At 42.3% G+C, this 24,914-nt stretch carries 23 protein-coding genes; all 23 read right to left on the bottom strand.

Features of this window, described 5'->3' with window-relative positions; all coding sequences use genetic code 11:
* Nucleotides 1–105: 105 nt before the first annotated feature.
* The 23 genes from AU377_RS13090 to rnpM all read right to left on the bottom strand — a co-directional run bounded on the left by AU377_RS13090 (nucleotide 106) and on the right by rnpM (nucleotide 24,902).
* The gene (locus AU377_RS13090) at nucleotides 106–1,065 is read right to left on the bottom strand and encodes an ABC transporter permease (protein ID WP_067408212.1); all 960 of its coding nucleotides are present in this window, start codon (nucleotides 1,063–1,065) and stop codon (nucleotides 106–108) included.
* Nucleotide 1,066: 1 nt separating this feature from the next.
* Nucleotides 1,067–2,113: an ABC transporter permease gene (locus AU377_RS13085; protein WP_067408211.1), complete on the bottom strand. Its 1,047-nt coding sequence runs from the start codon at nucleotides 2,111–2,113 to the stop codon at nucleotides 1,067–1,069.
* Complete coding sequence (locus AU377_RS13080; protein WP_067408210.1) at nucleotides 2,103–3,668, bottom strand: ABC transporter ATP-binding protein; 1,566 nt, start codon at nucleotides 3,666–3,668, stop codon at nucleotides 2,103–2,105. Before AU377_RS13080 ends, AU377_RS13085 begins: the two co-directional genes overlap by 11 nt.
* A gap of 181 nt (nucleotides 3,669–3,849) precedes the next feature.
* Entirely contained in the window at nucleotides 3,850–4,929 is a 1,080-nt protein-coding gene (locus AU377_RS13075; RefSeq protein ID WP_067408209.1) for a BMP family protein, read from the bottom strand.
* 50 nt (nucleotides 4,930–4,979) lie between these two features.
* Nucleotides 4,980–5,708, bottom strand: a complete 729-nt coding sequence (locus AU377_RS13070; protein WP_067408208.1) for a GntR family transcriptional regulator — start codon at nucleotides 5,706–5,708, stop codon at nucleotides 4,980–4,982.
* 169 nt (nucleotides 5,709–5,877) lie between these two features.
* A complete protein-coding gene (locus AU377_RS13065; RefSeq protein WP_067408207.1) occupies nucleotides 5,878–8,220 on the bottom strand; it encodes a DNA translocase FtsK in 2,343 nt (780 codons plus the stop codon).
* Between the two features lie 111 nt (nucleotides 8,221–8,331).
* Nucleotides 8,332–9,999 (bottom strand): ribonuclease J, encoded by a 1,668-nt coding sequence (locus AU377_RS13060; RefSeq protein ID WP_067408206.1) that lies wholly within the window; start codon nucleotides 9,997–9,999, stop codon nucleotides 8,332–8,334.
* 387 nt (nucleotides 10,000–10,386) lie between these two features.
* Nucleotides 10,387–11,274 carry a 4-hydroxy-tetrahydrodipicolinate synthase gene (gene dapA, locus AU377_RS13055; RefSeq protein ID WP_067408205.1) on the bottom strand — a complete coding sequence of 296 codons (888 nt, stop codon included), beginning with the start codon at nucleotides 11,272–11,274 and terminating at the stop codon, nucleotides 10,387–10,389.
* A 135-nt stretch (nucleotides 11,275–11,409) separates the two neighbouring features.
* Complete coding sequence (locus AU377_RS13050) at nucleotides 11,410–12,438, bottom strand: aspartate-semialdehyde dehydrogenase (RefSeq protein ID WP_067408204.1); 1,029 nt, start codon at nucleotides 12,436–12,438, stop codon at nucleotides 11,410–11,412.
* A gap of 175 nt (nucleotides 12,439–12,613) precedes the next feature.
* Nucleotides 12,614–13,204 carry a dipicolinate synthase subunit B gene (locus AU377_RS13045; RefSeq protein WP_067408203.1) on the bottom strand — a complete coding sequence of 197 codons (591 nt, stop codon included), beginning with the start codon at nucleotides 13,202–13,204 and terminating at the stop codon, nucleotides 12,614–12,616.
* A 12-nt stretch (nucleotides 13,205–13,216) separates the two neighbouring features.
* Nucleotides 13,217–14,002, bottom strand: coding sequence for a hypothetical protein (locus AU377_RS13040; RefSeq protein WP_067408202.1), 786 nt, complete (start codon nucleotides 14,000–14,002; stop codon nucleotides 13,217–13,219).
* A complete protein-coding gene (locus AU377_RS13035; RefSeq protein ID WP_067408201.1) occupies nucleotides 13,995–14,267 on the bottom strand; it encodes a YlmC/YmxH family sporulation protein in 273 nt (90 codons plus the stop codon). The genes AU377_RS13040 and AU377_RS13035 overlap by 8 nt, the downstream gene beginning before the upstream one ends.
* 89 nt (nucleotides 14,268–14,356) lie before the next feature.
* Nucleotides 14,357–15,607 (bottom strand): pitrilysin family protein, encoded by a 1,251-nt coding sequence (locus AU377_RS13030; RefSeq protein WP_067408200.1) that lies wholly within the window; start codon nucleotides 15,605–15,607, stop codon nucleotides 14,357–14,359.
* Nucleotides 15,608–15,686: 79 nt separating this feature from the next.
* Nucleotides 15,687–17,807 (bottom strand): polyribonucleotide nucleotidyltransferase, encoded by a 2,121-nt coding sequence (gene pnp, locus AU377_RS13025; RefSeq protein WP_067408199.1) that lies wholly within the window; start codon nucleotides 17,805–17,807, stop codon nucleotides 15,687–15,689.
* A gap of 372 nt (nucleotides 17,808–18,179) precedes the next feature.
* The gene (locus AU377_RS13020) at nucleotides 18,180–18,467 is read right to left on the bottom strand and encodes a late competence development ComFB family protein (RefSeq protein WP_067408198.1); all 288 of its coding nucleotides are present in this window, start codon (nucleotides 18,465–18,467) and stop codon (nucleotides 18,180–18,182) included.
* Between the two features lie 387 nt (nucleotides 18,468–18,854).
* Complete coding sequence (rpsO, locus tag AU377_RS13015; RefSeq protein WP_067408197.1) at nucleotides 18,855–19,124, bottom strand: 30S ribosomal protein S15; 270 nt, start codon at nucleotides 19,122–19,124, stop codon at nucleotides 18,855–18,857.
* Between the two features lie 128 nt (nucleotides 19,125–19,252).
* Nucleotides 19,253–20,200, bottom strand: a complete 948-nt coding sequence (locus AU377_RS13010; protein ID WP_067408196.1) for a bifunctional riboflavin kinase/FAD synthetase — start codon at nucleotides 20,198–20,200, stop codon at nucleotides 19,253–19,255.
* A 12-nt stretch (nucleotides 20,201–20,212) separates the two neighbouring features.
* Nucleotides 20,213–21,124 carry a tRNA pseudouridine(55) synthase TruB gene (gene truB, locus AU377_RS13005; protein ID WP_067408195.1) on the bottom strand — a complete coding sequence of 304 codons (912 nt, stop codon included), beginning with the start codon at nucleotides 21,122–21,124 and terminating at the stop codon, nucleotides 20,213–20,215.
* Nucleotides 21,125–21,227: 103 nt separating this feature from the next.
* Entirely contained in the window at nucleotides 21,228–21,578 is a 351-nt protein-coding gene (gene rbfA / locus AU377_RS13000) for a 30S ribosome-binding factor RbfA (protein ID WP_067408194.1), read from the bottom strand.
* Nucleotides 21,579–21,600: 22 nt separating this feature from the next.
* Entirely contained in the window at nucleotides 21,601–21,879 is a 279-nt protein-coding gene (locus AU377_RS12995) for a DUF503 domain-containing protein (RefSeq protein WP_067408193.1), read from the bottom strand.
* Entirely contained in the window at nucleotides 21,876–24,302 is a 2,427-nt protein-coding gene (infB, locus tag AU377_RS12990; RefSeq protein WP_067408192.1) for a translation initiation factor IF-2, read from the bottom strand. Before infB ends, AU377_RS12995 begins: the two co-directional genes overlap by 4 nt.
* The gene (locus AU377_RS12985) at nucleotides 24,250–24,627 is read right to left on the bottom strand and encodes a YlxQ family RNA-binding protein (RefSeq protein ID WP_067408191.1); all 378 of its coding nucleotides are present in this window, start codon (nucleotides 24,625–24,627) and stop codon (nucleotides 24,250–24,252) included. The genes infB and AU377_RS12985 overlap by 53 nt, the downstream gene beginning before the upstream one ends.
* The gene (rnpM, locus tag AU377_RS12980; protein ID WP_067408190.1) at nucleotides 24,624–24,902 is read right to left on the bottom strand and encodes an RNase P modulator RnpM; all 279 of its coding nucleotides are present in this window, start codon (nucleotides 24,900–24,902) and stop codon (nucleotides 24,624–24,626) included. The genes AU377_RS12985 and rnpM overlap by 4 nt, the downstream gene beginning before the upstream one ends.
* Nucleotides 24,903–24,914: the final 12 nt, after the last annotated feature.

Below are 24,914 nucleotides of genomic sequence, written 5' to 3'. Positions count from 1 at the left end.
TATACATTCCATTTGGTAAATAGTGCAAATAACAAACCTAAGGCTGCCGAAATTCCTCATTTTGGAATCATTTCGACAGCCTTACGAATCGTAGGTCAACTAAAGTTAACGACTACCTTTAATATATGGTTGTCCATTTGCTTTTGGTGCATTGGCCCTGCCAATGAATCCAGCTAACGCCAGAATCGTCAATGCGTAAGGTAAAATGTGCAAATAGACTGCCGGAACTTTTTCCATAAAAGAAATGCCGGAAGAACTAATCGCCAATGCTTGGGCAAATCCGAAAAATAGTGCAGCACCCATTGCACCAATAGGATGCCATTTTCCAAAGATCATCGCAGCAAGTGCCATAAACCCTTGGCCATTAATGGTAGCATGTCCAAAATCATTCGTCATCGTTTGCGCATAAACTGCACCGCCAATCCCGGCAAGACCGCCGGAAATGATAACCGCAATGTAGCGAACCTTTGCAACATTAATCCCCATCGTATCGGCCGCCATCGGGTGCTCCCCAACCGAGCGAAGTCTTAGACCAAATGGTGTTTTATAAATAATAAACCACGCCGCGACTGCTACAAGCACCGCGATAATGGAAGAACCATAAATTCCTTTAAATAACATAGGACCCAACACAGGAATATCTTGCAGGATCGGCACGTTAAACAACGGAATACTGCGTTCAATAAAATCAGTCTGTCCTTTTCCAAAGATCATTTTCACAGAGAATAATGCGATCGCAATACCGAGCATATTAATCGCGACCCCAGAAACAACTTGGTCTGCCCGGAATGAAATAGATGCGACCGCATGCAAAATCCCAAAAACTGCCGAAACAATCATGGCAACAATAAGTGCAATCCAAGGCGTCCATGCGCCCAATTGATCAACGTAAAACAAGTTAAAAACGATGCCAACAAAAGCGCCCATTACCATTAAGCCTTCGAGTCCAATATTGACGACCCCGGAACGTTCTGAAAAAACCCCGCCGATCGCAGTGAAAATAAGAGGCGCTGCATAAGATATGGTCATTGGTATAATAAAATAAAGTGCGTCCATAAAACCCATGTCATTTTGCCTCCTTCTTTTTATTAAAACGAGTTAGCAGAACGCGGATAATATAACCGGATGCCACAAAAAATATGATGAGCGCGATAACAATCGATACAATTTCCAATGGAATACCCGCCGCATTTGGCATGTTGTTTGCACCGTATTTTAAAGAGCCAAATAACGATGCCCCAAAAATGACGCCAAGAGGAGAGTTTGCCCCAAGTAATGCTACAGCAATCCCGTCAAAACCGATACCAGTAAATCCGCCTCGTGAAGACATATTCCCAAACGTCCCAAGGGCCTCCATTGCACCGCCTAAACCTGCAAATGCACCAGATATAACCATAGATAAAACAATATTACGATTAACATTCATCCCCGCGTATTGAGAGGCTTGATCATTAAATCCAACCGCTTTTAATTCGAATCCTGTTTTTGTCTTTTCCAGAATAAACCACATCACCACAACCATAGCAAGTGCAACTAATATACCGTAGTGTAAAGTAGAATAATCGGTTAATTGAGAAAGAAAATCCGAGCGTAAAGAAGCAGTTGGTTTTACTTTTTCCGTTTTATAGCCGCCGTCTGATACTGCTTTTATAAGTGCGTTGACTGTATGTAACGCAACGTAGTTCATCATAATTGTTACGATTACTTCATGTACACGTAAGGTTGCTTTTAAAATACCGGGAATAAGTCCCCAAAGCGCCCCTGCAACAGCTGCTGCAATTAATGCAAATGGTAGATGAATCGCTTTTGGCAATTCAAAAGCCATCCCTACGTATGCGGCTGCGAACCATCCAACCATTAACTGGCCTTCAACACCAATATTGAAGAGACCTGTGCGAAATGCAAAAGCAACAGCTAGACCCGCTAAAATATAAGGGCTAATTTGCCGAATCGTTTCACCAATTGCATAAACGTCCCCAAAAATTCCATTCCATAAAGCAATATATCCTGCAATCGGATCATACCCACTAAAGATCATGACGATCGCACCGACTAGTAAACCGAGAAATATCGAAATGACAGGTACTAGTATCTTTATAACTCTATTTGACATCGCGACCATCCTCTGCTTTCAACTCTGTTGCTTGTGCAGCAATTTCTGCTTTCGTATGTCCAGCCATCAAAAGCCCTAACTCCTGTTCTGTCGTTTCCAATGGATTGACTGTATCAACAATCTCTCCATCATAAATGACGGCAATTTGGTCAGATACATTCATGACCTCATCAAGCTCAAACGAGATTAATAAAACCGCTTTTCCTTTATCACGCTGTTCAATGAGACGACTATGGATAAATTCGATCGCACCGACATCTAAACCTCTCGTAGGAAGTGCAGCAATCAGTAAATCCGGGTTCCGCTCTACCTCCCGGCCAATGATCAGCTTTTGCTGATTTCCGCCCGATAAAGCCCGTGCCAATTCAAATTCTCCTTGCGTCCGAACATCGTAAGCTTCAATAATATCAGTCGCTTTTTCTGAAACAACTTTATAATTCATAATGCCATTATGCGAAAATGGTTTACGGTAATACGATTGGAGTGCCGCATTGTATCCAACAGAAAAGTCCAATACAAGACCATGCTTATGGCGATCCTGTGGAATATGGCCAACTCCGGATTCCGTAATTTCCCGCGGTCGCTTTCCGGTAATGTCTTTTGAGTTAAGTAAAATTTTTCCACTCTTTACTTTTCTTAAACCCGTAATTGCCTCGATTAGTTCAGATTGACCGTTACCATCGATCCCTGCAATGCCAACAATTTCTCCTCTTCTAACAGATAAATTTAACCTTTTTACTTTTTCAATGCCGCGATAATCTTCCACGACTAAATTTTCAATTTGTAAGACAGGCTCTGTTGGTTGCGCCGGCTTCTTTTCTGTTTTAAACGTCACTTGTCGGCCGACCATTAATGTTGCAAGTTCTTCAGGATTCGTATCTTTTGTAATGACCGTACCGATTCCTTCTCCCTTACGAATAATCGTTACCCGATCAGAAACATCCATAATTTCTTGCAGCTTATGGGTGATTAAAATGATCGATTTTCCTTCTCCAATAAGTTTCTTCATAATTGTGATCAATTCATCGATTTCTTGCGGTGTTAAGGAAGCTGTTGGTTCGTCAAAAATTAAAATATCAGCCCCACGGTAAAGCGTTTTTAATATTTCCACCCGTTGCTGCATCCCAACCGAAATATCTTCAATTTTGGCATAAGGATCTACATCTAATCCATAAAGCTTAGAAATTTCAGCAACTTTTTTAGCTGCATCTTTAATGTTGATCATACCCATTTTTTTCGGTTCGTTTCCTAGAATAATATTTTCGGTGACAGTTAAATTTTCAATAAGCATGAAATGTTGATGAACCATCCCGATTCCTAGATCATTTGCCACGTTCGGGTCAGTAATATCTACTTTTTTCCCACGAACGCGAATTTCCCCGCCCTCCGGCTGATACAAACCGAAAAGTACATTCATGAGCGTCGATTTCCCAGCCCCATTTTCACCTAAAAGTACATGGATTTCTCCTTTTTTCAGCTGAAGTGTAATATTATTATTCGCGATAAAATTACCGAATTCTTTTCGGATATTTAGCATTTCTATTACGTATTCCACTCGGCTCACTTCCTCACTTTGCTTCTTAATAATCAATAGCCTGGCCTTCCCATTTAAACGCCTATATGTAAATTAATACAAGAAAAGATTTCACTTATGAAACCTTTTCCTTTATTAACTTAACTGTAAACCACACGAAAGCAGGAAGGCCGGATTTTTCCGGCCATCCCCACTTTTTCTATTATTTTTGTCTATGTTCCGGTACTTCAATTTCACCTGAAGCCAATTTCTGTGCATATTCATCGATTTGGTCTAAGATCTCTTGGGGAATCGCACCGCGAGAATCCGCAAGACCTACACCGTCATCAGAAAGACCGAAGACGATCGTTTCACCGCCAGGGAATTTTCCTTCTTTTGCCTTATTGGCAATGTCTTTTACTGCCACGTCAACACGTTTTAGCATAGATGTAAGTGTAACGTTATGATCGCCAACTTTTCCTTCATCGTATTGGTCAGAGTCAACGCCGATTACCCAAACATTTGCATTTGCATCTGCTTTTTTACGTTCTTTTGCTTCTGTGAATACACCGTTACCCGTTCCGCCTGCTGCATGGAAAATGATATCAATATCAGAAGAATACATGCGATTCGCTGTTGCTTTTCCAAGCTCCGCTTTATCAAATGCACCTGTATATTGAATATCAACTTTAATACTTGGATCTACTGCCTTAACGCCTTCAACGAAGCCTGCTTCAAAACGCTCAATAACTGGAATGTCCATTCCGCCGACAAAACCAATTTTCTTTGTTTCTGACATTAAAGCTGCTGCTACACCCGCTAAGAAAGCACCTTCCTGCTCTTTAAACAAAACGCTTGCAACGTTTGGCTCTTCAACTACCCCATCAATAATCGCAAATTCCGTTTCTTTTTGCTGCTGGGCAATTTCCCCAATTGCGTCTTCCATAAGGAAACCAACGCCATACACTAAGTTAAAATCACGGCGTGCAAGTGCATTTAAATTTGGGATATAGTCTGAGTCGTCAACGGACTGTAAGTAATCATAGCCGCCGTCACCCTTGTTCAAATTGTGTTCAGCGCCCCATTCCTGAATACCTTTCCATGCAGATTGGTTAAATGATTTATCGTCAACACCACCGACATCTGTAACCATTGCGACCGAGAATTCAGCAGTTTCGCCGTTGGTTCCCGTTGCATCTGATTCTTTTTCATTTCCTTTGTCTGTTGCAGTCCCACAAGCTCCAAGAATTGTTCCCGCAGCTAAAAGCATGGATAACGCAAGTCCAAATTTACGTTTCTTCACAAGTAAACCCTCCTAAGGTTTTTTTATATTAGTATAACGGCATAACCGTTTTATACCCTTTTTCGTACTACTTGGAAACTGAATTTATCAGCCCGAAAATAATTCTTTGACAATAGCACCATTTCCCCATCTTCGCTGTAATGATACTGCAACAAAGCAAGTAATGGTACATCAATCCCGCATCTTAAGATCGATGATGCTTCATTGTCATAGCCAATTGGTTCTATATGAGCGAGAGCTTGTACAATTCGAATGGCACCAGATTTTTCAATGGCATCAAAAATAGAATCATTCAAAAGTCCTTCTGCCCCTTGCGGAAGATTTTTAGCTAACACATGATCAATACAATAGACGACTGGATCCCCATCTGCCGTTCGAACCCTCTTAATTGTAACGAGTGTTTCTTTTTCCGTACAATTAAATTTTTCCATCATTTTATCGCAAGGCAGACTTTCATCAACATCCATAAAAATTGTTCCCGGTTCCATACCCGCATCACGAATTGTGGTGGAGACGCTCGACAGCTGCTCAATGCCCGCTGTAAATAACGGCCGGGGATTAACAAAAGTCCCCACACCGTGTTTTCTAACGATTACCTTTTCTTCTTCCAATACGCGCAATGCTTCTCTTAAAGTTGCCCTGCTTACGCCAAGTGTCCGAGAAAGTTCGAATTCTGAAGGGAGTTTCTCATTTTCTTTAAAGACACCAGATTCGATATCATTCTTCAAATGATCAATAACTTGAATGTATAAATGTCTTTGATCGGCCTTTAGCATCATTTTATCCTCCCCTCTAAGTGGTCAGACCTCTGATGTTGAACGTCACTACTAATCATCCATACTATACCACCTTTATCCTATAAAATAAACTATATTCAACAAATGTTTTTACCTAAATAGGGTAACACATTTCGAAATCTGGACACAATTATGTCCTAATAAAGGATTACTACAGAATATCCGCCTGGTCTTTGCCAATCAGCACTTGTCTTGGCTTACTTCCTTCAGGCGGTCCGACTACTCCCCGCATTTCCATTTGATCCACGATCCTGGCGGCACGCGAATAACCAACACGGAAACGGCGCTGCAACATAGAAACGGACGCGGTTTGCATTTCAGTGACAAGCTGAACGGCTTCATCATACAGTTCATCGGTTTCTTCATGTGGAGGAATTTCCACAACTTCAGTCGGAATCATTTCTTCTTGATATTGTGCTTTTTGTTGTTCAATGACAAAATCGACAATTGCCTCCACTTCACTGTCCGAAACAAAAGCGCCTTGAATTCGAACAGGCTTCGAGACACCTGCCGGAAGAAACAGCATATCCCCTCTCCCTAAAAGTTTTTCCGCGCCGCCGCCATCTAAAATTGTTCGCGAATCTGTTGCAGATGATACGGCAAATGCTATACGAGAAGGTATATTCGCTTTAATAATTCCCGTTATGACATCAACACTTGGACGCTGGGTAGCGATAATTAAATGAATGCCTGCTGCCCGTGCCATCTGGGCTAATCTTGTAATGGAGTCTTCGACGTCACTAGATGCAACCATCATTAAATCTGCTAACTCATCGACGATCACAACAATATAGGGCATGCGTGGATGTTTTTCATCATTTTGTTCGTTCCAAATGTCAATATGATCATTATATCCTTCAATATTTCGTGTGCCCGTATGGGAAAACAACTCGTAACGTCTTTCCATTTCAGATACCACTTTCTGAAGTGCCTGGGAAGCTTTACGCGGATCCGTGACGACAGGCGCCAACAAATGGGGAATCCCATTGTAAACATTTAATTCCACCATTTTCGGGTCGATCATCATCATTTTCACCTCATGTGGCTTTGCACGCAGTAAAATACTCATAATAATACCGTTGACGCAAACACTCTTTCCGCTTCCTGTTGAACCTGCGATTAACACATGGGGCATTTTATTCAACTCGGCCAACATGGCTTGCCCTGTAACATCTCGCCCAAGCGAAATCATTAGTTTAGATTCTGGTCGATTATTTTCTTTTGCCTCGATCACTTCACGAAGACTCACAACGGCCACCGCGTTGTTGGGCACTTCAATCCCAACCGCAGATTTTCCAGGGATCGGTGCTTCAATCCGAATACCTGTTGCCGCTAATGCAAGCGCAATGTCATCTGCAAGACTGACAATTCGACTCACCTTGACGCCTGTATCGGGCAGTACTTCATATTTTGTGACGGCCGGCCCAAGATATACTTCAGTAACTTTTGCCTTTACACCAAAGCTTTGGAATGTTCGTTCTAGCTTTTGCGCATTCGCTTGAATAGAATTAAATTCTTTTGATTGGTCATTTTGCGGCGTTTGTTTGAGTAAAGATGCAGGCGGTAATACATACGATTCATTTTCCTCTTCCCCTGCCACGCCTGAATAAGTCGGTATTTCTTCTGGAGATTCATCGACTTTGGCAATTGCCGTTTCACTTTCAGCGTGCACCTCATCTAAGGTTTCCTGCTCATCTTGCGAAGATCGATCGATTCTTTCGCTAAATGCGGAAATAATTGGCTGAGCAACGACTTCTTCAATTTCTGTTGTTTGTACAATTGGTTCTATTTGTTCTTCTATGACAGTTTCTTTCTTTTTCTTTGATCTTGTCATTTTAGTTTCAGTTGAACGCTGTTTAGGTTGTTTCTTTTTCGGCGTTTGTTTTTTCATCGCTTGTGAGATTTTTGGAAATTGCTCAGCAATGACCGGAACAAGCGCTTTTCCGGTTAATAAAATAAGACCGATTAGGAAAAGCAAGATGCCGGCTACCGTTGCGCCTGCGGAATCGAATAATGAATGGAATAAGGCAAATAACACCGCACCCGCCATACCGCCTCCGAGTGCGCCGCTTCTTGAAACGACGCCATCATTGATAATCAATACTTTCCATGTTTCTTTGAGGGCTGAACCCGTCATTAGTACACGGCTTTCATATAATTCCTTAAATAAGTGAATATGACTAAAGAGCAGCAAACTGGCCAATATAAACAAACAGCCGGCTACAATCCGATTTTTCCACCCGCCCGTTTTCCGTTGAATCATCAAGTACAAAGCTTGAACGAGGAGTAAAAAAGGAATCGCAGCGTGCCAATTTCCAAATATGAATCTTGAAAACGAAGAAAACAAACGCCCAACAATGCCAAACTCAAAAATGATTATAACGGCAAGACCGATTAATAAAAGGCCTAATACTTCATACCAGAGCGGGTGTAGGCCTTTCTTTTTATTTTTCGCGACATTTCTTTTTTTCTTTTTAGATGATTTTTTAGCCACTTTTATCCCCCTTTCTATTTCTATAAAAAAGGGTTCCCCGCCGAAGACGGCACGGAAACCCTTGATGGTCCTGGTCTATATGTGTATAAACCTACAAAAAACAATCTGTTATTAATATTCCATAATAATTGGAATGATCATTGGTCTTCTTTTCGTTTGTTGGTACAAATAGGAGCTTAGCGTATCACGGATCTCTTGCTTAATGTTTGTCCATTCGAATGTCTCTTTATTCACATACTTCTCCACAATTTTCTTGACGAGCTTAGACGCTTCTTCCAATAATTCCTCGGATTCGCGAACGTAAACAAATCCACGGGAGACAATTTCAGGACCGGCCGCAATTCGTTTTTGCTTCCGATTCAGTGTAACGACGACCGTGAAAATCCCATCTTGAGAGAGTAGCTTTCGATCTCTTAAAACAATATTTCCGACATCCCCAACACCAATCCCGTCAATGAGAACATTTCCTGCCTGAACACGTCCGCTCATCCGCATCTTTTCGTTTTTATATTCCACAATATCGCCTTTATCCGCGATAAAGATTTGTGATTTAAGCAGTCCAACTTCTTGAGCAAGCTTTGAATGCGCAATGAGCATTCGGTATTCTCCTTGAATTGGAATAAAGTGTTTAGGCTGCATCAAGTTCAACATGAATTTCAAATCTTCTTGACTTCCATGTCCTGAAACATGAACATTTCGCGTAGAAGTTAACACATTCGCGCCGACTTTTGCCAAGTCATTCATCGTTTGATACATCGACACTTCCATACCCGGAGACGGTGTAAACGTAATAAGCACTGTGTCCGTATCCTTGATGCGAATCTCTTTATGATGTTTGCGAACAATTCGCTCCAATGCGTCGAGCGGTTCACCTTTGTTTCCAGTTACGATAATGACAATTTGATCATCGTCATACTGATCGATCTCCTTTACCGGGATCACAACATCATCTTCAATTGTTAAATAGCCAAGCTTCATACCAACTTCAAAGTAACTTTCAAGACTTTTCCCAACGACTGCTACTTTTTTGCCTGTTTCGAATGCCTTGTCAAATACTTGCTGGATTCGAATGAAATTTGAAGCATAAAGGGCCACAAGAATTCTGCCTTCTACACCATGAAAAGTTTTTGATAAACTCGCTTCAATGACGGATTCGGATGTTGTATAGCCAGGGCGCTCCGCTTCAGATGAATCCGACATTAATATGAAGACCCCTTCTTCACCAAGCGATGCCATTTTTGCAATATCGGGACGGTATTTGCCTTTTGCGGACTGGTCAAATTTGAATTCACCTGTATGAACAATCGCACCTTCGCTCGTGTGGAATACGATACCGAGTGAATCTGGAATGCTATGCGTTGTATGGAAGAACGTTACATGCGTTCTACTAAAGTTCATACGACTTTTGTTCGTCACTTCAAAAAATTTAACATTCGACGGTGCTGGCATTTCTTTCAAATGTTCCTTTGCCAATGCGATCGTTAATTTAGAACCGTAAACTGGTGCTTGGACTTTTTGCAATAAATAGGCGATTGAACCGATTGCATCCTCATGTCCATGCGTTAAAAAGATTCCTTTCACACGCTCTTTGTTTTCTTCAACATATGTCATATCAGGAATGACAATGTCGATTCCAAGCATTTCCCCTTCTGGAAACATCAGTCCCGAATCGACAATAAATAATTCATCATCTATTTCGACGACATACATCGCTTTTCCAATTTCTCCGACTCCCCCGAGGGGAATGACTTTTATCATTTCATTTTTAATTTTTGCCACTTTGTTTCCTCCTAAAAATTTCCCGCACATAATGACTATGTTTCATTATACGGCAGTGTTTCCCTCTGTACAAATAAAAAAAGCTCAGCCTGTTGACAAACGCTCGCATCCGTCGTCGGGGCCTACAGGATGTAGGTCATGCATCCGTTGCCAATCGAACAGCGAAGGGTTCGATTTGCCGTGTTTCTGCGTACTTTGCAGAAATTAAGGCACTTTCAGGATGTCGCGTGTCCCTAGAACGCCCTCCATTTGACGTCGCGCACTTAGCCTGCCTTCCTTAGCAAGCATTTTCAATCAGGCTGAAGAAATGCTTAATTACAAATTTCCACCTAAAAAGAGTGCAGACGAAGTCTAGCATACGACTTCGTCTACACTCTACGGCCTCCATTAATTGAAGAGGGTATTTTCTTTAAAAGACTCCCAAACTGCATCGAAAGCATCGTTATTGCCTTCGAAACCAGCAAGCGGTAATCTTACGCCGCCTGTTTCAACGCCAATTTTATTCAATGCATATTTTACCGGCACTGGGTTGGGTGTAGCGAAAAGTGCATGGATTAATGGTACGAGTGCACGATGAATCTTGGCGGCCTCTTTAAATTGACCTTTCTTGAACAATGAAATCATCTTTTGCATTTCTGGACCAGCCACGTGCGATGCAACAGAAACAACACCATTTCCACCGATTGAAAGAATCGGCAATGTAAGTGCATCATCCCCACTGTAAACCAAAAATTGATCATCCGTTCCGGATATGATTTCCGACATCTGATCAAGATCGCCGCTCGCTTCTTTTACTGCACGTATGTTTTTAATCTTTGATAGGGCGATAATCGTCTCGGGAAGCATATTCACCGCAGAACGTCCTGGAATATTATACAGCATAATTGGTAAAGTGGTTTCACCCGCAACATGCTTAAAATGTTCGTACATCCCTTTCTGATCCGGCTTATTATAATAAGGTGCGACGAGCATAATACCATCTGCTCCGGCTTTTTCCGCCATACGTGTAAGCTTTACCGTTTCTTTTGTCGAAAAAGTGCCGGTACCTGCAATGACTGGAATTCGCTTATTAACTGTTTCAACTGTATATTTAAATAATGCTTCTTTCTCATCAACCGTAAGCGTCGGAGACTCTCCAGTCGTTCCACAAACAACGATCGAATCTGTTCCATTCGCGATTAAATGTTCAATTAACTGTCCCGTACGATCAAAGTCTACATCACCTGCAGATGAAAAAGGCGTGACCATCGCCGTGCTTATCTGCCCAATATCCATTCAGCTCAACCTTTCCCTTATAGTCTTTTCTATCAATTCAACTAAAGAAAGTTCAACTAAATATTTTTCGTTAAAAAAAGAAATTTGCAATCAGTGAGTACAAATCACTCCCCGATTGCTCATTTCTTAAATCAATTACTGTTCGATCAGCATTTCAGCAATTTGAACAGAATTTAAAGCTGCACCTTTTAATAAGTTATCAGAGACAATCCACATATGAAAACCTGTTGGGCTATGCGGGTCTTTTCGAATACGGCCGACGAACACTTCATCTCTTCCTTCTGCGTATAACGGCATTGGATAAGTTTGTGTAGCCGGATCGTCTTGAACGACAATCCCTGTGATCCCTTCCATACTCGCTCGAATTTCCTCAACAGAGACATTTTCTTTGTCCACTTCAATATACACTGACTCAGAATGTCCTGTTACTACCGGAAGTCGAACACAAGTCGCAGTCACAGACATCTCATTATCGCCGAAAATCTTTTTCGTCTCATTCATCATCTTCAATTCCTCAAGTGTATATCCCGATGGATCAAATGCATCAATTTGAGGGATCGCATTGAATGCGATTGGATAGTGACGTTCTGCTGATGCCGATGGAAGTACTTTAGCTTCGATAGAGTCTCTGTTTTCAAATTGCATACTTTGAGCAGATAACTCATCAATCGCCTCTGAACCTGCACCAGACACTGCTTGATAAGTAGAAACAACGATACGATTTAAACCAAATTGTTCTTTTACAGGCTTCAATGCAGCTACCATTTGAATGGTAGAACAGTTTGGATTAGCAATAATTCCTTGTTTTTCTTTCAGTAACTGGCCATTTACTTCTGGAACGATAAGTGGAATATTTTCGTCCATTCGGAATGCACTTGTATTATCAATGACGACTGCACCGCGTGAAACGGCTTCGTGTGCGAACATTTTCGAGATAGATCCACCGGCACTAAAAAATGCAATATCGATCCCGTCAAACGCATCCGGAACCGTTTCTTCCACTGTATACGTATGACCGCCAGCTTGAATTTCTACTCCAGCCGAACGTTTGGATGCAAGTAATTTTATAGATTGAGCTGGAAAATTACGCTCTACTAATTTTTCAAGAATTTTTGTTCCGACTGCCCCCGTTGCGCCAACAATCGCTACATTTACTTTCTTCATCCTAATCTCCCCTTCAACTTTTACCTGGTGTGATGGCATATTAAGATGCAATTTAAGGACATTCGATCTCACTTTCTTTTTTTAGCGAGACAGGTCGAATGATGCATCTTCCATGTCACCAATAATGTTCATTGGAGGAATTATATCATATCTAAGAATATTCTGTACTGTGTTTTTATTTTTCTTCATGAATAATTAATAATGGTTGCAATTGTTTATGCTCAAGTGCGGCGGCAGCAGCAGGAACCATAAGTGAAAAGTCGGAGATTAAAGAATTTGGCTTTTTGTATGGATCATCTTGCCCGAATGGGATAAAGAAAACATTTTTCATGTTTAACAACTTCATAATATTTACACCGTTCAGACCAAGCGCATCATTCGTTGAGATCCCAATTAAAACTGGACTATTATTGCGTAACGTTGCTTTAGCCGCCATGAGAACTGGGGAATCTGTCGCAGCATTCGCAAATTTGCTGATTGAATTGCCCGTCATTGGTGCAATAATCATACAATCCACAGGTGTTTTTGGTCCAAATGGCTCAGCGCCAACAATTGTCGAAATCACTTTTTCACCGGTCGCCTCCTCGATACGGGCAATCCATTCCTCACCTGTACCGAAACGGGTGGCGGCTGTCAAAACCGAATGGGTAATAATCGGCACAACCGAAGCACCCGCGTCTTTCAACGAGTTGATCATCGGAAGAAGGGCGTCATACGTGCAATGTGAAGCGGTAATACCAAGGCCAATACGTTTTCCTTGTAACATGATGCTCCCCTTTCATCGAATATACATCCTTTCGAGCGCATCTGCTAAAGCAGTCGCTGCATCGACCGGAAAATGCTTTCCCGGTAATCCAAGGAGTATTGTATAGTATTCAGGAGCTGGGTGTTCCTTTAGGCATCCGGGCGCAGAAGCTAAATCAAAAACATGAAGTGAAGCACATTTTTCATCAATTGAAAGCCATTTCGCAGGGATCGTATTCACCAAATTTCCTTTATCTAGTGAGAATTCATCCGTTAAACGAATCGTTCCATATCCAAATGCCGATGCTTCGCCGAGCTGTGCATCCGACCGTGCCGCTACAGTCACAAATGCCCCAAGCGCGCTCAATACATGTGCAACCGCTTTGCCGACTCTCCCAAAGCCAGCTACATAAAAATGATTCCCTGCAATGATTCGCTTATTTCGAGCATAGTATTCATGTACAAAAGCTTCCGCAGTCAGTATCGCATTTTGCCAAATGAATTGCTCCTCTTGTAAATAAGAGTCTGCTGTGAGTCCGGCTTCTTTAAAAGGAGCCAACCATTTTTCGGAAGCAATGCCTGTATATAGCCGCGTATCTTTTCTCCACTCTTTTTGGGAAGTAACCTCACCTTTTAGCTCTAGTATAGGAAACACAATATTTTGAGGCGCGATTTCTAGAATGGCTTCATCTAACCGCTCTGAATAATGATCCGTTCCAACGTAATGACATACATATCCTCTTTCAGACATGATCTCACTGCACGCAGCTAACCTTTGATCACTGCCGATGAAAAGCCAATCTCCATTAGGATTACTCATTGAGGTTCAACTCCGTCATTTGATGTGTTTTTCCAAATAGGATTCGTTGCTCACCAATCAAAACAATTTCTTCCCAAGGGATAAATTCCTCAGACTGTTCTTGCCGCCCTTTGAATGAGAAACGACCAGATTTTTTTCGTATTTCAAATCCAATAATAGCACCCGTTTTGCTATCAAAGATCAAGTCCGTGTCAGCCAAGAATCCATATCGCACGCCATCCGTTACTTGGATAAGCTCCTTTTGCGCAAGATCTGAAAGTAGCATTCACATTCCCCTTTCCTATCTCCTCATTAGTTATCTTATGAATGAACGGCGGGAAAGCTTCACGACGAAATGAAAAGAACGCAAAAAGGTTAAACCCCATTGCGTTCTTTTCTAATAAGTTCAGGTCCAATAATCGAAACAGCATGTTTTTTTGAAAGTATATTTTGCGCCATTTTATGCACATCATCCGCTTCCACACGTTCAATGAGCGCCTCAACCTCTTCGATTGTTTTGTGGTTTCTTAACAGTAATTCATTTTTCCCATTGCGATGCATTCTTGACTCTGAGCTTTCAAGGCTCAGTAAAAAACCGCCTTTGAGCTGTTCTTTTGCATTATGAAGTTCATTTTTAGAAAAGCCATCATAAATTGTACGCTCAATAATGCCATCAATGGTCGTCGTCATTTCCTTTAAATTATTCGGCGCACATCCCCCGTAAATGACAAAGGCTCCTGCTTCTCGGTAAGCTGCATAATACGAATACACAGAATAAGCAAGTCCTCGTTCTTCGCGAACTTCTTGAAATAATCTGGAAGACATCGTTCCCCCAAATATGCTATCCAAAAGGATGAGATCATATAGCTTTTCGTCACGGACAGCAAGCCCTGGAAACCCCATACAAATGTGCGCTTGCTCGGTCTCTTTTGTTTTTATAGTGACCCCGCTTTGAAAAATTGGCTGCTTCTTTCCCTCTGATTCTATTGGTATTGTCTCATTGCGAAAAGTGCCAAATAATGATTCAACAAGTAATATAAGCCGTTCATCATAATTTCCAGCAATCGAAATGACAAGATTTTCAGGCGTGTACAATCTTCCTTTAAAATGGCGAATCATTTCTTCGTTAAATTTTTCGATCGCAGCAGTATGGCCAAGCACTGGTTTTCCGATGGCATCATTTGCATACATCTTAGACCACAGTCTTTCGTCAACGTCATCATCGGGCGTATCTTCCACAGTCGCAATTTCATCTAAAATAACCATTTTTTCCTTCTTAATTTCCTCTTCGGCAAATGTAGAATTGAAAAACATATCTGCCAGAATGCTTAATGCTCGCGAGGCGTGATGATCGAGAACAGTTGTAAAATAACACGTCATTTCTTTTGAAGTAAAAGCATTTATATCTCCGCCAATTTGATCGAATTGTTCAGCAATCATTCTCGCAGTTCGCGTTTTCGTGCCTTTAAACAGCATATGCTCGAGAAAATGTGCAATGCCTGCTTCTTTTTCTAACTCATCGCTTGAGCCTGCCCCCACCCATAACCCGATGGCTACTGAACGGACATATGGCATTTTTTCAAAAACAATTCGAACGCCATTTTGGCAAACGTATTTTTCAATCATATGGTTTCCCCCTATAAGATGACAAAAGCCTCCGTCTTCATGTATATGAAGAGAGGCTTTCTGTCATGTCAAACAATCTTTATTCCTGTTCTTTTTTTGCAGCTTCTTTCTCTTCGCGCAGAACTACCTTACGGGATAAATTCACACGGCCTTGGTTATCGATTTCAATTACTTTGACGAGCAGCTCGTCACCCAATTTCAATACATCTTCGACGGCTTTCGTTCGCTCTTCTTGAATTTCAGAAATATGCAGCAAGCCATCTTTTCCTGAGAAGATTTCTAGGAATGCACCGAATTTCTCAATGCGTTTTACTTTTCCTAAATAATATTCTCCCACTTTTGCTTCACGTACAATATTTTCGATCATTTCTTTTGCTTTACGATTCATATCGTTGTCAGGGGAAGAAATGTAAATCGTTCCGTCTTGTTCGGTATCGATTTTAACATTTGTTTCTTCAATGATTTTATTGATCACTTTTCCACCTGGTCCAATAACGTCACGAATTTTATCCGGATTGATTTTGATCATGACAATTTTAGGTGCATATGCGGAAAGCTCTTCGCGCGGCGTTGAAATAGCCGACATCATATGTTCTAAAATTTTCAAACGTCCAATTTTAGCCTGCGCTAATGATTCTTCTAAAATTTGGCGTGACAGTCCTTCAATTTTAATGTCCATTTGCAGCGCGGTAATTCCTTTTTCTGTACCCGCCACTTTAAAGTCCATATCTCCAAGGTGGTCTTCCATTCCTTGGATATCGGAAAGAACAGAGTAGTTTTCTCCTTTTTTCACAAGACCCATTGCAATCCCCGCAACCGGTGCTTTAATCGGAACACCCGCATCCATCATCGCCATTGTAGACGCACAAATCGATGCTTGTGAAGAAGACCCATTTGACTCTAGCACTTCTGCCACAAGACGAATTGTATATGGGAATTCAGTCTCGTTTGGAATGACTGCTTCTAGCGCACGCTCACCTAAAGCACCATGACCGATCTCACGACGACCCGGCCCACGGATTGGACCTGTTTCCCCAACACTAAAGTTCGGGAAGTTGTAATGATGCATGAATCGTTTAGACTCTTCTAAGCCAAGCCCGTCAATGATTTGAACTTCACCAAGCGCGCCAAGTGTACATACGCTTAGTGCTTGTGTTTGACCGCGCGTGAAGAGACCCGAACCGTGCGTTCGCTGTAAAATACCTACTTCAGATGCAAGCGGACGAATTTCTTCTAATCCACGGCCATCGGGACGAACTTTTTCATCGGTAATGAGGCGGCGTACTTCTTCTTTAACGAGATGATCTAAAATGGCACGGACTTGTTTCATTGTTTCATCATCCGCTTCATTTTCACTGTAGCGTTCGATGACTGTATTTTTCACTTCATTAATTGCTTCTTCACGTGCATGCTTTTCTTCCGTTTGAATCGCTTGGATCAACTCTTTTTCGCAGCTATTCGTAATTTCATCTAATAGTGTTTCATCAAGCTGGAATAGTTCGATTTCCATTTTTTCTTTACCAATTTCAGCGACGATCTTTTCTTGGAATTCAATGAGCTTAATAATTTCTGCATGCCCAAACATAATGGCTTCCAAAATGACATCTTCCGATACTTCTTTGGCACCCGCTTCAACCATATTGATCGCATCTTTTGTACCCGCTACAACTAGATCAAGATCACTTTGCTCTAATTGTGCTGGCGTTGGATTGATCACAAATGTTCCGTCAATGCGACCAATTTGAACGCCCGCGATTGGACCTTCAAATGGAATATCAGAAATTGACAATGCAAGGGACGAACCGAACATTGCTGCCATTTCCGATGGGCAGTCTTGGTCGACTGACATAACGAGCGAAATTACTTGAACGTCGTTACGGAAACCGTCCGCAAACAATGGACGAATTGGACGGTCAATGAGACGGCTCGTTAAAACGGCCTTCTCGGATGGACGGCCTTCACGTTTGATGAAGCCGCCTGGAATTTTTCCAACGGCATAAAGACGCTCTTCATAGTTCACAGTAAGCGGGAAAAAATCAAGCGCTTTCGGTTTTTTAGAAGCAGTCGCCGTAGACAGTACGGATGTATCGCCGTAGCGGACAAGAACTGCTCCATTCGCTTGCTTTGCAAGCTGGCCTGTTTCAATTGTAAGTGGACGGCCCGCCCAATCAAGTGTGTACACTTTTTTCTGTTCTGACATAGTAGAACTCCTCTCCATATTGCAACCTTTATACGTTGTATGTATTAATAATAGTGTAAGTTATTGCGCTCAAAAAACACAAGTTTTATCATTATTAACTGTCACAAGGGCACATTTATAAAGTATACCACTTTATTGGAGTTTCTAGTATAAAATTGGGGTATAAAATGGAATTTTGGTGTTTTGTGTAGAATGGGGGGGAGAAAAGCAGGAGGAGATCACGAAATAGATCGTGTTAAGTGCTAAAATAAACCTTCAAACTCGCTTCGGCGCTTGCGGATGCCTCCCGCAAGAAGCCCGGAGAAGAGCACTCCCAGTCTTCTTACTTCGGCTACCGCTTGGAAGGCGCCTTTGCTTGTTTTGTATATTCTTTCACCTTAGCACTTTATGTTCTTGACAACGAGGATTTGCTGAGACAACTATTGCCGCCTGTGTAACAACCCGTAATATATTAATCGCACCGTCACGATCTGCTTCGTGCATTACTCGGACATACGGCTGATGGTCAGAATTGACGATATACCGCGGCGGCAAATGATTAAGTGCATGAGCCATAATGTCATTCAAACATCTGTCACATGAACAAGTTAATTTTAATTCCTGTTTATTATTCAGTAAAACATCACGTACAATCATTTCCATTACATTTCTAATAGCCACTCCGCATCCCCCAAGTCCTTATATTGAAAGCTACAATTTTCTTCCATTTTACACATGCTACGGTAAGGGATGCAACTTTATTCATAAGTGTTTTTCAAACCGGCTTGTGATTCCATTCAGTCAAGCGATGCGTAAGTTTGAAATCCCTGTACGCGACAAATTAAGCCCCCCATCCGGGAAACGAAAAATCCCGTCTCTTTCCCCATACTTTTCCGCGTGACTGTCTAAGTAACTGTCATCGATTGTTTTAAAAAAGAGCCCCCGATCTCTTGATCAAGGACTCTTTTAGCTTAATTCACCGTATTCAGGGTTATGTCTAAGTTTTTTGTTGCATAGGCATGAAAAAAGAAAAAAGCGGGCATAGCCCGCTTTCCAATAGTCATCTTATTAACGGCGTAGGCCGAGTTTCGCAATAAGATCACGGTAACGCTGAACTTCTGTCTCGCGTAAGTATTTAAGAAGCTTACGACGACGACCGATCATTTTCAAAAGTCCACGACGTGAGTGGTGGTCTTTCTTATGAGTGCTCAAGTGAGCGTTCAGGTTATTGATCTCTTCAGTAAGGATAGCGATCTGAATATCTGCAGATCCAGTATCGTTTTCATGAGTTTTGAATTCTGCAATAAGCTCATGTTTACGTTCTTGTGTAATTGCCATCCTTTTCACCTCCCAATTTTAAAATATCCCTAGATCCCAAGCAATCGTTGGTGATTCGTAATGCCAAGGAACAGTTCGTGTTCAAAACACGTTCTTATCATAACATGCGCATGCGTCACTTGCAACTGTCACGTTAATGAATCTAGTATTTCCTTCGATTGCTTTTTATCTTTCGCAATCTGTTCAACCAATTGCTCAACAGTGCTAAACTTTTGCTCTTTCCGGATGGAGGCAATCCAGTCCACGGCTGTTTTTTTGCCATACAAGTCGCCGTCAAAATCTAATACATGTACTTCCACAACTACTTTGGCATCTTCTGCATCGTGAAATGTCGGTTTCGTTCCGACGTTACACACCCCATTGTATACATGACCGTCAAAGCTAAATCGAACGGCATATACACCGTTCGCGGGCAAAATAGCACTTGCATCAACAGAGACATTTGCCGTCGGAAACCCAAGCAGCCTGCCGCGTTTATCGCCGTCTACGACAACACCAAGCGTTCGAAATGGACGGCCGAGCAGCTTGGCCGTTTCCTCAACATCGCCATCCGATAATAGCCGGCGAATTCGCGTAGAAGAGACCTTTTCGTCTTGATCCGTTACTTTTTCAATAACAGTCGTTCCAAACGCCCCTTCAGCTAATTGGGACATCAGCTCCATTGTCCCCGCACCTTTAGCGCCAAACGTGAAATCGAAACCACCAGTGACATGCCGAACACCGATTCCTTTAATAAAAATATCTACAAATTGCTGCGGCGATAAAGAGGCGAGCGGCCAATCGAAAGTGACGATAAAGAGCGCGTCAATCCCCATTTTCGCAAGCACTCTCACCTTTTCTTCATACTGCGTAATATAACCGACTTTGTTTTTGCCATCCCCAAATAAATGAGACGGATGGGGATCAAAAGTCATAACAGCAGACTCTATACCGAGTTCAACAGCTTTTTGTTTTGCTGCTTGTATAACGGCTTGATGCCCTTTATGTAGTCCATCAAAAAAGCCGATTGCAAGTGAATAAGCTTTTCCATTTTGAATCGTTACTTGCTCTGGATAACGCAATCGAAATACATCCATCAAATTTCCCCCTCATTGATTCAAAGGGAACATCTTTTCCGGCTTCATAAGCCCCGGTTTCGTTGGATGCTCCCGATAGACAGCAATAGCCTTTTCATTTTTTTTGAAAACGACCGCCTGTTCATCCGTTAAAATCGAATGTAGCGGCAATACTTGTCCGTTTATTATTTTATCACAATATTCCCCTTCCACCTCAATCGATGGGAACGGAGATAATGCATCTTCCAATGGTCGGATCATAGCATCCAAGTGGCCCGCTTCCGTTAATTCCCGAATTTCGTCCAGTGTTCGACAGTCAGATTTGAAATAGCCTCCAGATGCCGTTCGCACAAGATGTTTCATATGTGCTGGATAGCCCAACAACTCACCAATTTGAACAGCCAGCGTGCGGATATATGTCCCTTTACCGCATGCAACGCGAATACGGAATTCAATTTCTGTTCCTTCGTATTGCACTTGCGGTTCAAGCAATTCTAATTCATCTATTTGCACGATTCGTTCTGGTCTTTCAACTTCAATCCCTTTTCTTGCATATTCATACAGCCTGCGACCATTTACTTTGACTGCTGAATACATCGGGGGAATTTGAACAATTTCACCTGTTAATTGTTGCAAGACTTTTTCAATCTCTATACGTGTGAAATGTTTCTCCGACAAATCTTGCGCAACCACTCCGCCATCTGCATCTTCTGTTTCGGTTGCCCTGCCAATTGAAACGACCGCCACATACTCTTTTCCAGAATCTGTAATGTACTCGGCTACTTTTGTCGCTTGACCAATGCAGATCGGAAGTACCCCTTCAACATTTGGGTCAAGCGTTCCTGTATGGCCTACTTTTTTCGTTTTAAGAATCTTTCGCAATTTAAAAACACAATCATGCGAGGTCATTCCTTTTTCTTTCCATAATGGCAAAATTCCGTCCATATTGTAACCCCTTTCTTTCACTCTAAGAAAGAAATTATTTTCATCGTAAATAGAGGAAGCCGAAAGTCCTTTAGGACATCAACTTCCTCTCATTAACATTTACTTACTCATTGTCTTCAGTTTTCACTTGTCTTAGAAGCGATTCGATTCGGTTGCCGTATGCGACAGAATGGTCAAATTCGAATTCAATTTCTGGCGTTTTACGCAGGCGGATTCGCTGGCCAATTTCTGAACGTATAAAGCCTTTCGCTTTTGTTAGACCTTTTAGCGTATTTTCCTTTTCATAATCGCTGCCAAGCACTGAAATAAAAACGATTGCTTGCTGAAGATCACCCGTCACCTCAACATCTGTAATCGTTACAAAACCGATGCGCGGATCTTTGATTTTTGTACCAATGATTTCACCAAGTTCTTTTTTCATCTGCTCAGCGACACGGTTAGCACGCATGGACATAAGTTGTCACCCCGATTCCGTATCAATAGTAATCAAGCGTAGAATTGGATAGTTCCCACTCTGGATTCGACTCTAAAAATCCAATTACACGTTTCACCTCACGCTCCGCGGCATCTTTTGAAGATGCCGTCGCAACGATCGCAATGGTCGTTCTCTGCCAAAGATCTTGATGATCAATTTCTGCGATCGACACATTGTAGCTGTTCTTCACACGATCAAGCATTCTTTTTAAAACAGATCTCTTTGCTTTCAATGAATGCGACTCCGGGATAAAGAACGAACATTCGGCGTAGACAATCATCGTTTAATTTCTTCCATAACGAAAGCTTCGATAACGTCGCCTTCTTTAATGTCATTGAAGTTTTTAATTGTAATACCGCATTCATAGCCTCGCGCAACTTCTTTCGCATCGTCTTTGAAGCGTTTCAATGTATCCAATTCTCCTTCAAAGATCACGATATTATCGCGAATGACACGAACGCCAGAATCACGTGTAATTTTACCTTCTGTTACATAGCTTCCGGCAATTGTTCCGATTTTAGACACTTTAAATGTTTCTCGGACTTCTACTTGACCGATTACTTTTTCTTCGTATTCTGGATCAAGCATACCTTTCATCGCAGACTCGATTTCCTCAATCATTTTATAAATGACGCGGTGTAGTCGAATGTCTACGCCTTCTTCCTCAGCTGCACGTCTTGCGTTCACATCTGGACGAACGTTAAAGCCGATAACGATCGCATTGGATGCTGCTGCAAGTGAAATGTCCGATTCGTTAATCGCACCTGCGCCAGTGTGAATAATTTTCACATTTACGCCTTCCACTTCAATTTTCATCAGTGAAGCTGCCATTGCCTCCACGGTTCCTTGAACGTCCGCTTTAACAATTAAATTCAATTCTTTCATTTCGCCTTGCTTCATTTGATCGAACAGGTTATCCAATGTAACGCGTGTTTTTTCACCGCGCTGCTCTTGCAATGCTTCCATTGCTCTTGACTCCCCAATTTGACGAGCTGTTTTTTCATCTTCAAAGACGACAAAACGATCACCCGCTTGTGGAACATTACTTAAACCTGTAATTTCTACTGGTGTAGATGGACCTGCATCTTTCACGCGGCGGCCGATATCGTTGATCATAGCACGAACGCGACCGAACGTATTTCCAACTACGATCGGATCTCCAACGTGAAGGGTACCGTCCTGAACAAGCAATGTAGCGACAGCGCCGCGACCGCGATCTAGCTCTGCTTCGATTACTGTTCCACGCGCTCGAATAGATGGATTCGCTTTTAATTCACCTACTTCGGCAACTAAAAGGACCATTTCAAGCAATTGGTCGATTCCTTCGCCTTTTAACGCAGAAATTGGAACAAAAATCGCATCTCCACCCCAAGCTTCCGCGACTAAACCATGCTCTGTTAATTCCTGCATGACGCGGTCAGGATTGGCAGTCGGTTTATCCATCTTGTTTACCGCAACGATAATTGGCACTTCCGCGGCTTTCGCGTGGTTAATCGCCTCAACCGTTTGTGGCATGACGCCATCATCCGCTGCGACGACCAGAATCGTAATATCCGTTACTTTTGCACCGCGTGCACGCATCGTTGTGAAAGCGGCGTGTCCAGGTGTATCAAGGAATGTAATCTTTTTATCGCCTTCGGTAATTTGGTAAGCACCAATATGTTGCGTAATTCCACCGGCTTCGCCTTGGGTTACTTTCGTATTTCGAATTGAGTCAAGAAGCGTGGTTTTACCATGGTCAACGTGTCCCATAATCGTTACGACAGGCGGACGTTCAGTATTACCCGCTTCGATTTCTTCTGATTCCTCGAAGTAAATCTCTAGATCCGTTACGTCTATACGGATTTCTTCTTCAACTTCGACGCCGTAATCGGCACAAATAAGTTCAATTGCATCTTTGTCAAGCTCTTGGTTAATCGTTGCCATTACACCAAGCATGAACAACTTTTTAATAATTTCAGAAGGTTCACGGTGAAGTTTTTGAGCAAGTTCTCCTACTGAAAGCGATTCATAAAATGTGATTTTTTCTGGTAGCGGTTGTTCTACTTTTGGTTGTGGCTCTGGACGATATCTACGGCGTCCTTGGTTAATGCCGCGGGCTGGCGGACGTCCGCCGCGGCCGCCCGACCGATTTGGATTCCCTCCGCCTGGACGTGAGTTCGGACGATTCTGACCGCCTGACGTTGCAGCTGGACGATTGCCGCCTTGCGAACCGCCGCCTGGACGTTGTTGATTTCCTTGACCTGGACGATTTTGACCGCCTGACGTTGCTGCTGGACGATTGTTGCCTTGTGAACCGCCGCCTGAACGTTGCTGGTTCCCTTGCCCTGGACGATTGCCGCCTTGTGCACCGCCGCCTGAACGTTGCTGATTTCCTTGCCCTGGTCGATTTTGACCACTGTTCACTGGACGATTAGTACTTTGTCCGCCTTGGCGTGAACGAGGTTGGTTAGGTCTATTTTCTGAAGATGTATTGCCCGCAGGACGCTCTGATTTTGGTGCATCCTGACGTCCTCTATTGTTTGTTTCTGCTTTTGGTGCAGATTGTTTGCTAAATTTTCTATCCAACTTTGAAATCGCCTCATGATCTAGTGTTGACATATGGTTTGTTACACTTACATTGATTTTACCAAGTTCCTCAATTACTTCTTTACTTGTCCGATTCACTCGTTTCGCGTATTCGTGTACACGTATTTTCGTCATTAGCCCACCCCCGGTTATATTCGTTGAGGAGCCCGGACAGTTTTCTGGCAAAGCCAGCGTCCGTTAATGCGAGTACAACCCGCGACTCTTTTCCGATTGCATGACCGAGATCTTCGCGCTTCCCGAAGACATGCTTCTCAACGTTGTATGATAAACATTTATCAGTTATTTTTTTCATCGTATTTTTGGCAGCATCTTCCGAAACAATGACAAGTTGTGCATTGTTCGATCGGATTTCCCGCACGACTAAATCTTCACCTGTAATGATTTTTCGGGCTCGCGATGCCATGCCCAATAGTTGTAAAATCCGCTGAGGATCCCTCATTTGATCGCCTCTCGACGGATTGCATATAATAAATCTTCATAGACTTGTTCAGGCACAGAAACGCCTAACTGGCTTTCAATTGATCGATTGCGACGAGCCGTTTCGACTGCTTCTTCAGATTTAGATACATATGTCCCACGGCCTGATTTTTTTCCAGTAAGATCCACTGAAACTTCTCCTTCTTTTGTACGAACAATACGAATCATTTCTTTTTTAGGGAACATTTCACCCGTCGCCGCACATTTACGCAAAGGAACTTTCCTTACATTTGCCATATGACATCATCC

This window comes from Sporosarcina sp. HYO08 (assembly GCF_001563475.1).
Lineage (GTDB): Bacteria > Bacillota > Bacilli > Bacillales_A > Planococcaceae > Sporosarcina.
The sequence above is the reverse complement of the archived record's forward strand: the minus strand, read 5'-3'. Positions and strand labels throughout refer to the sequence as shown.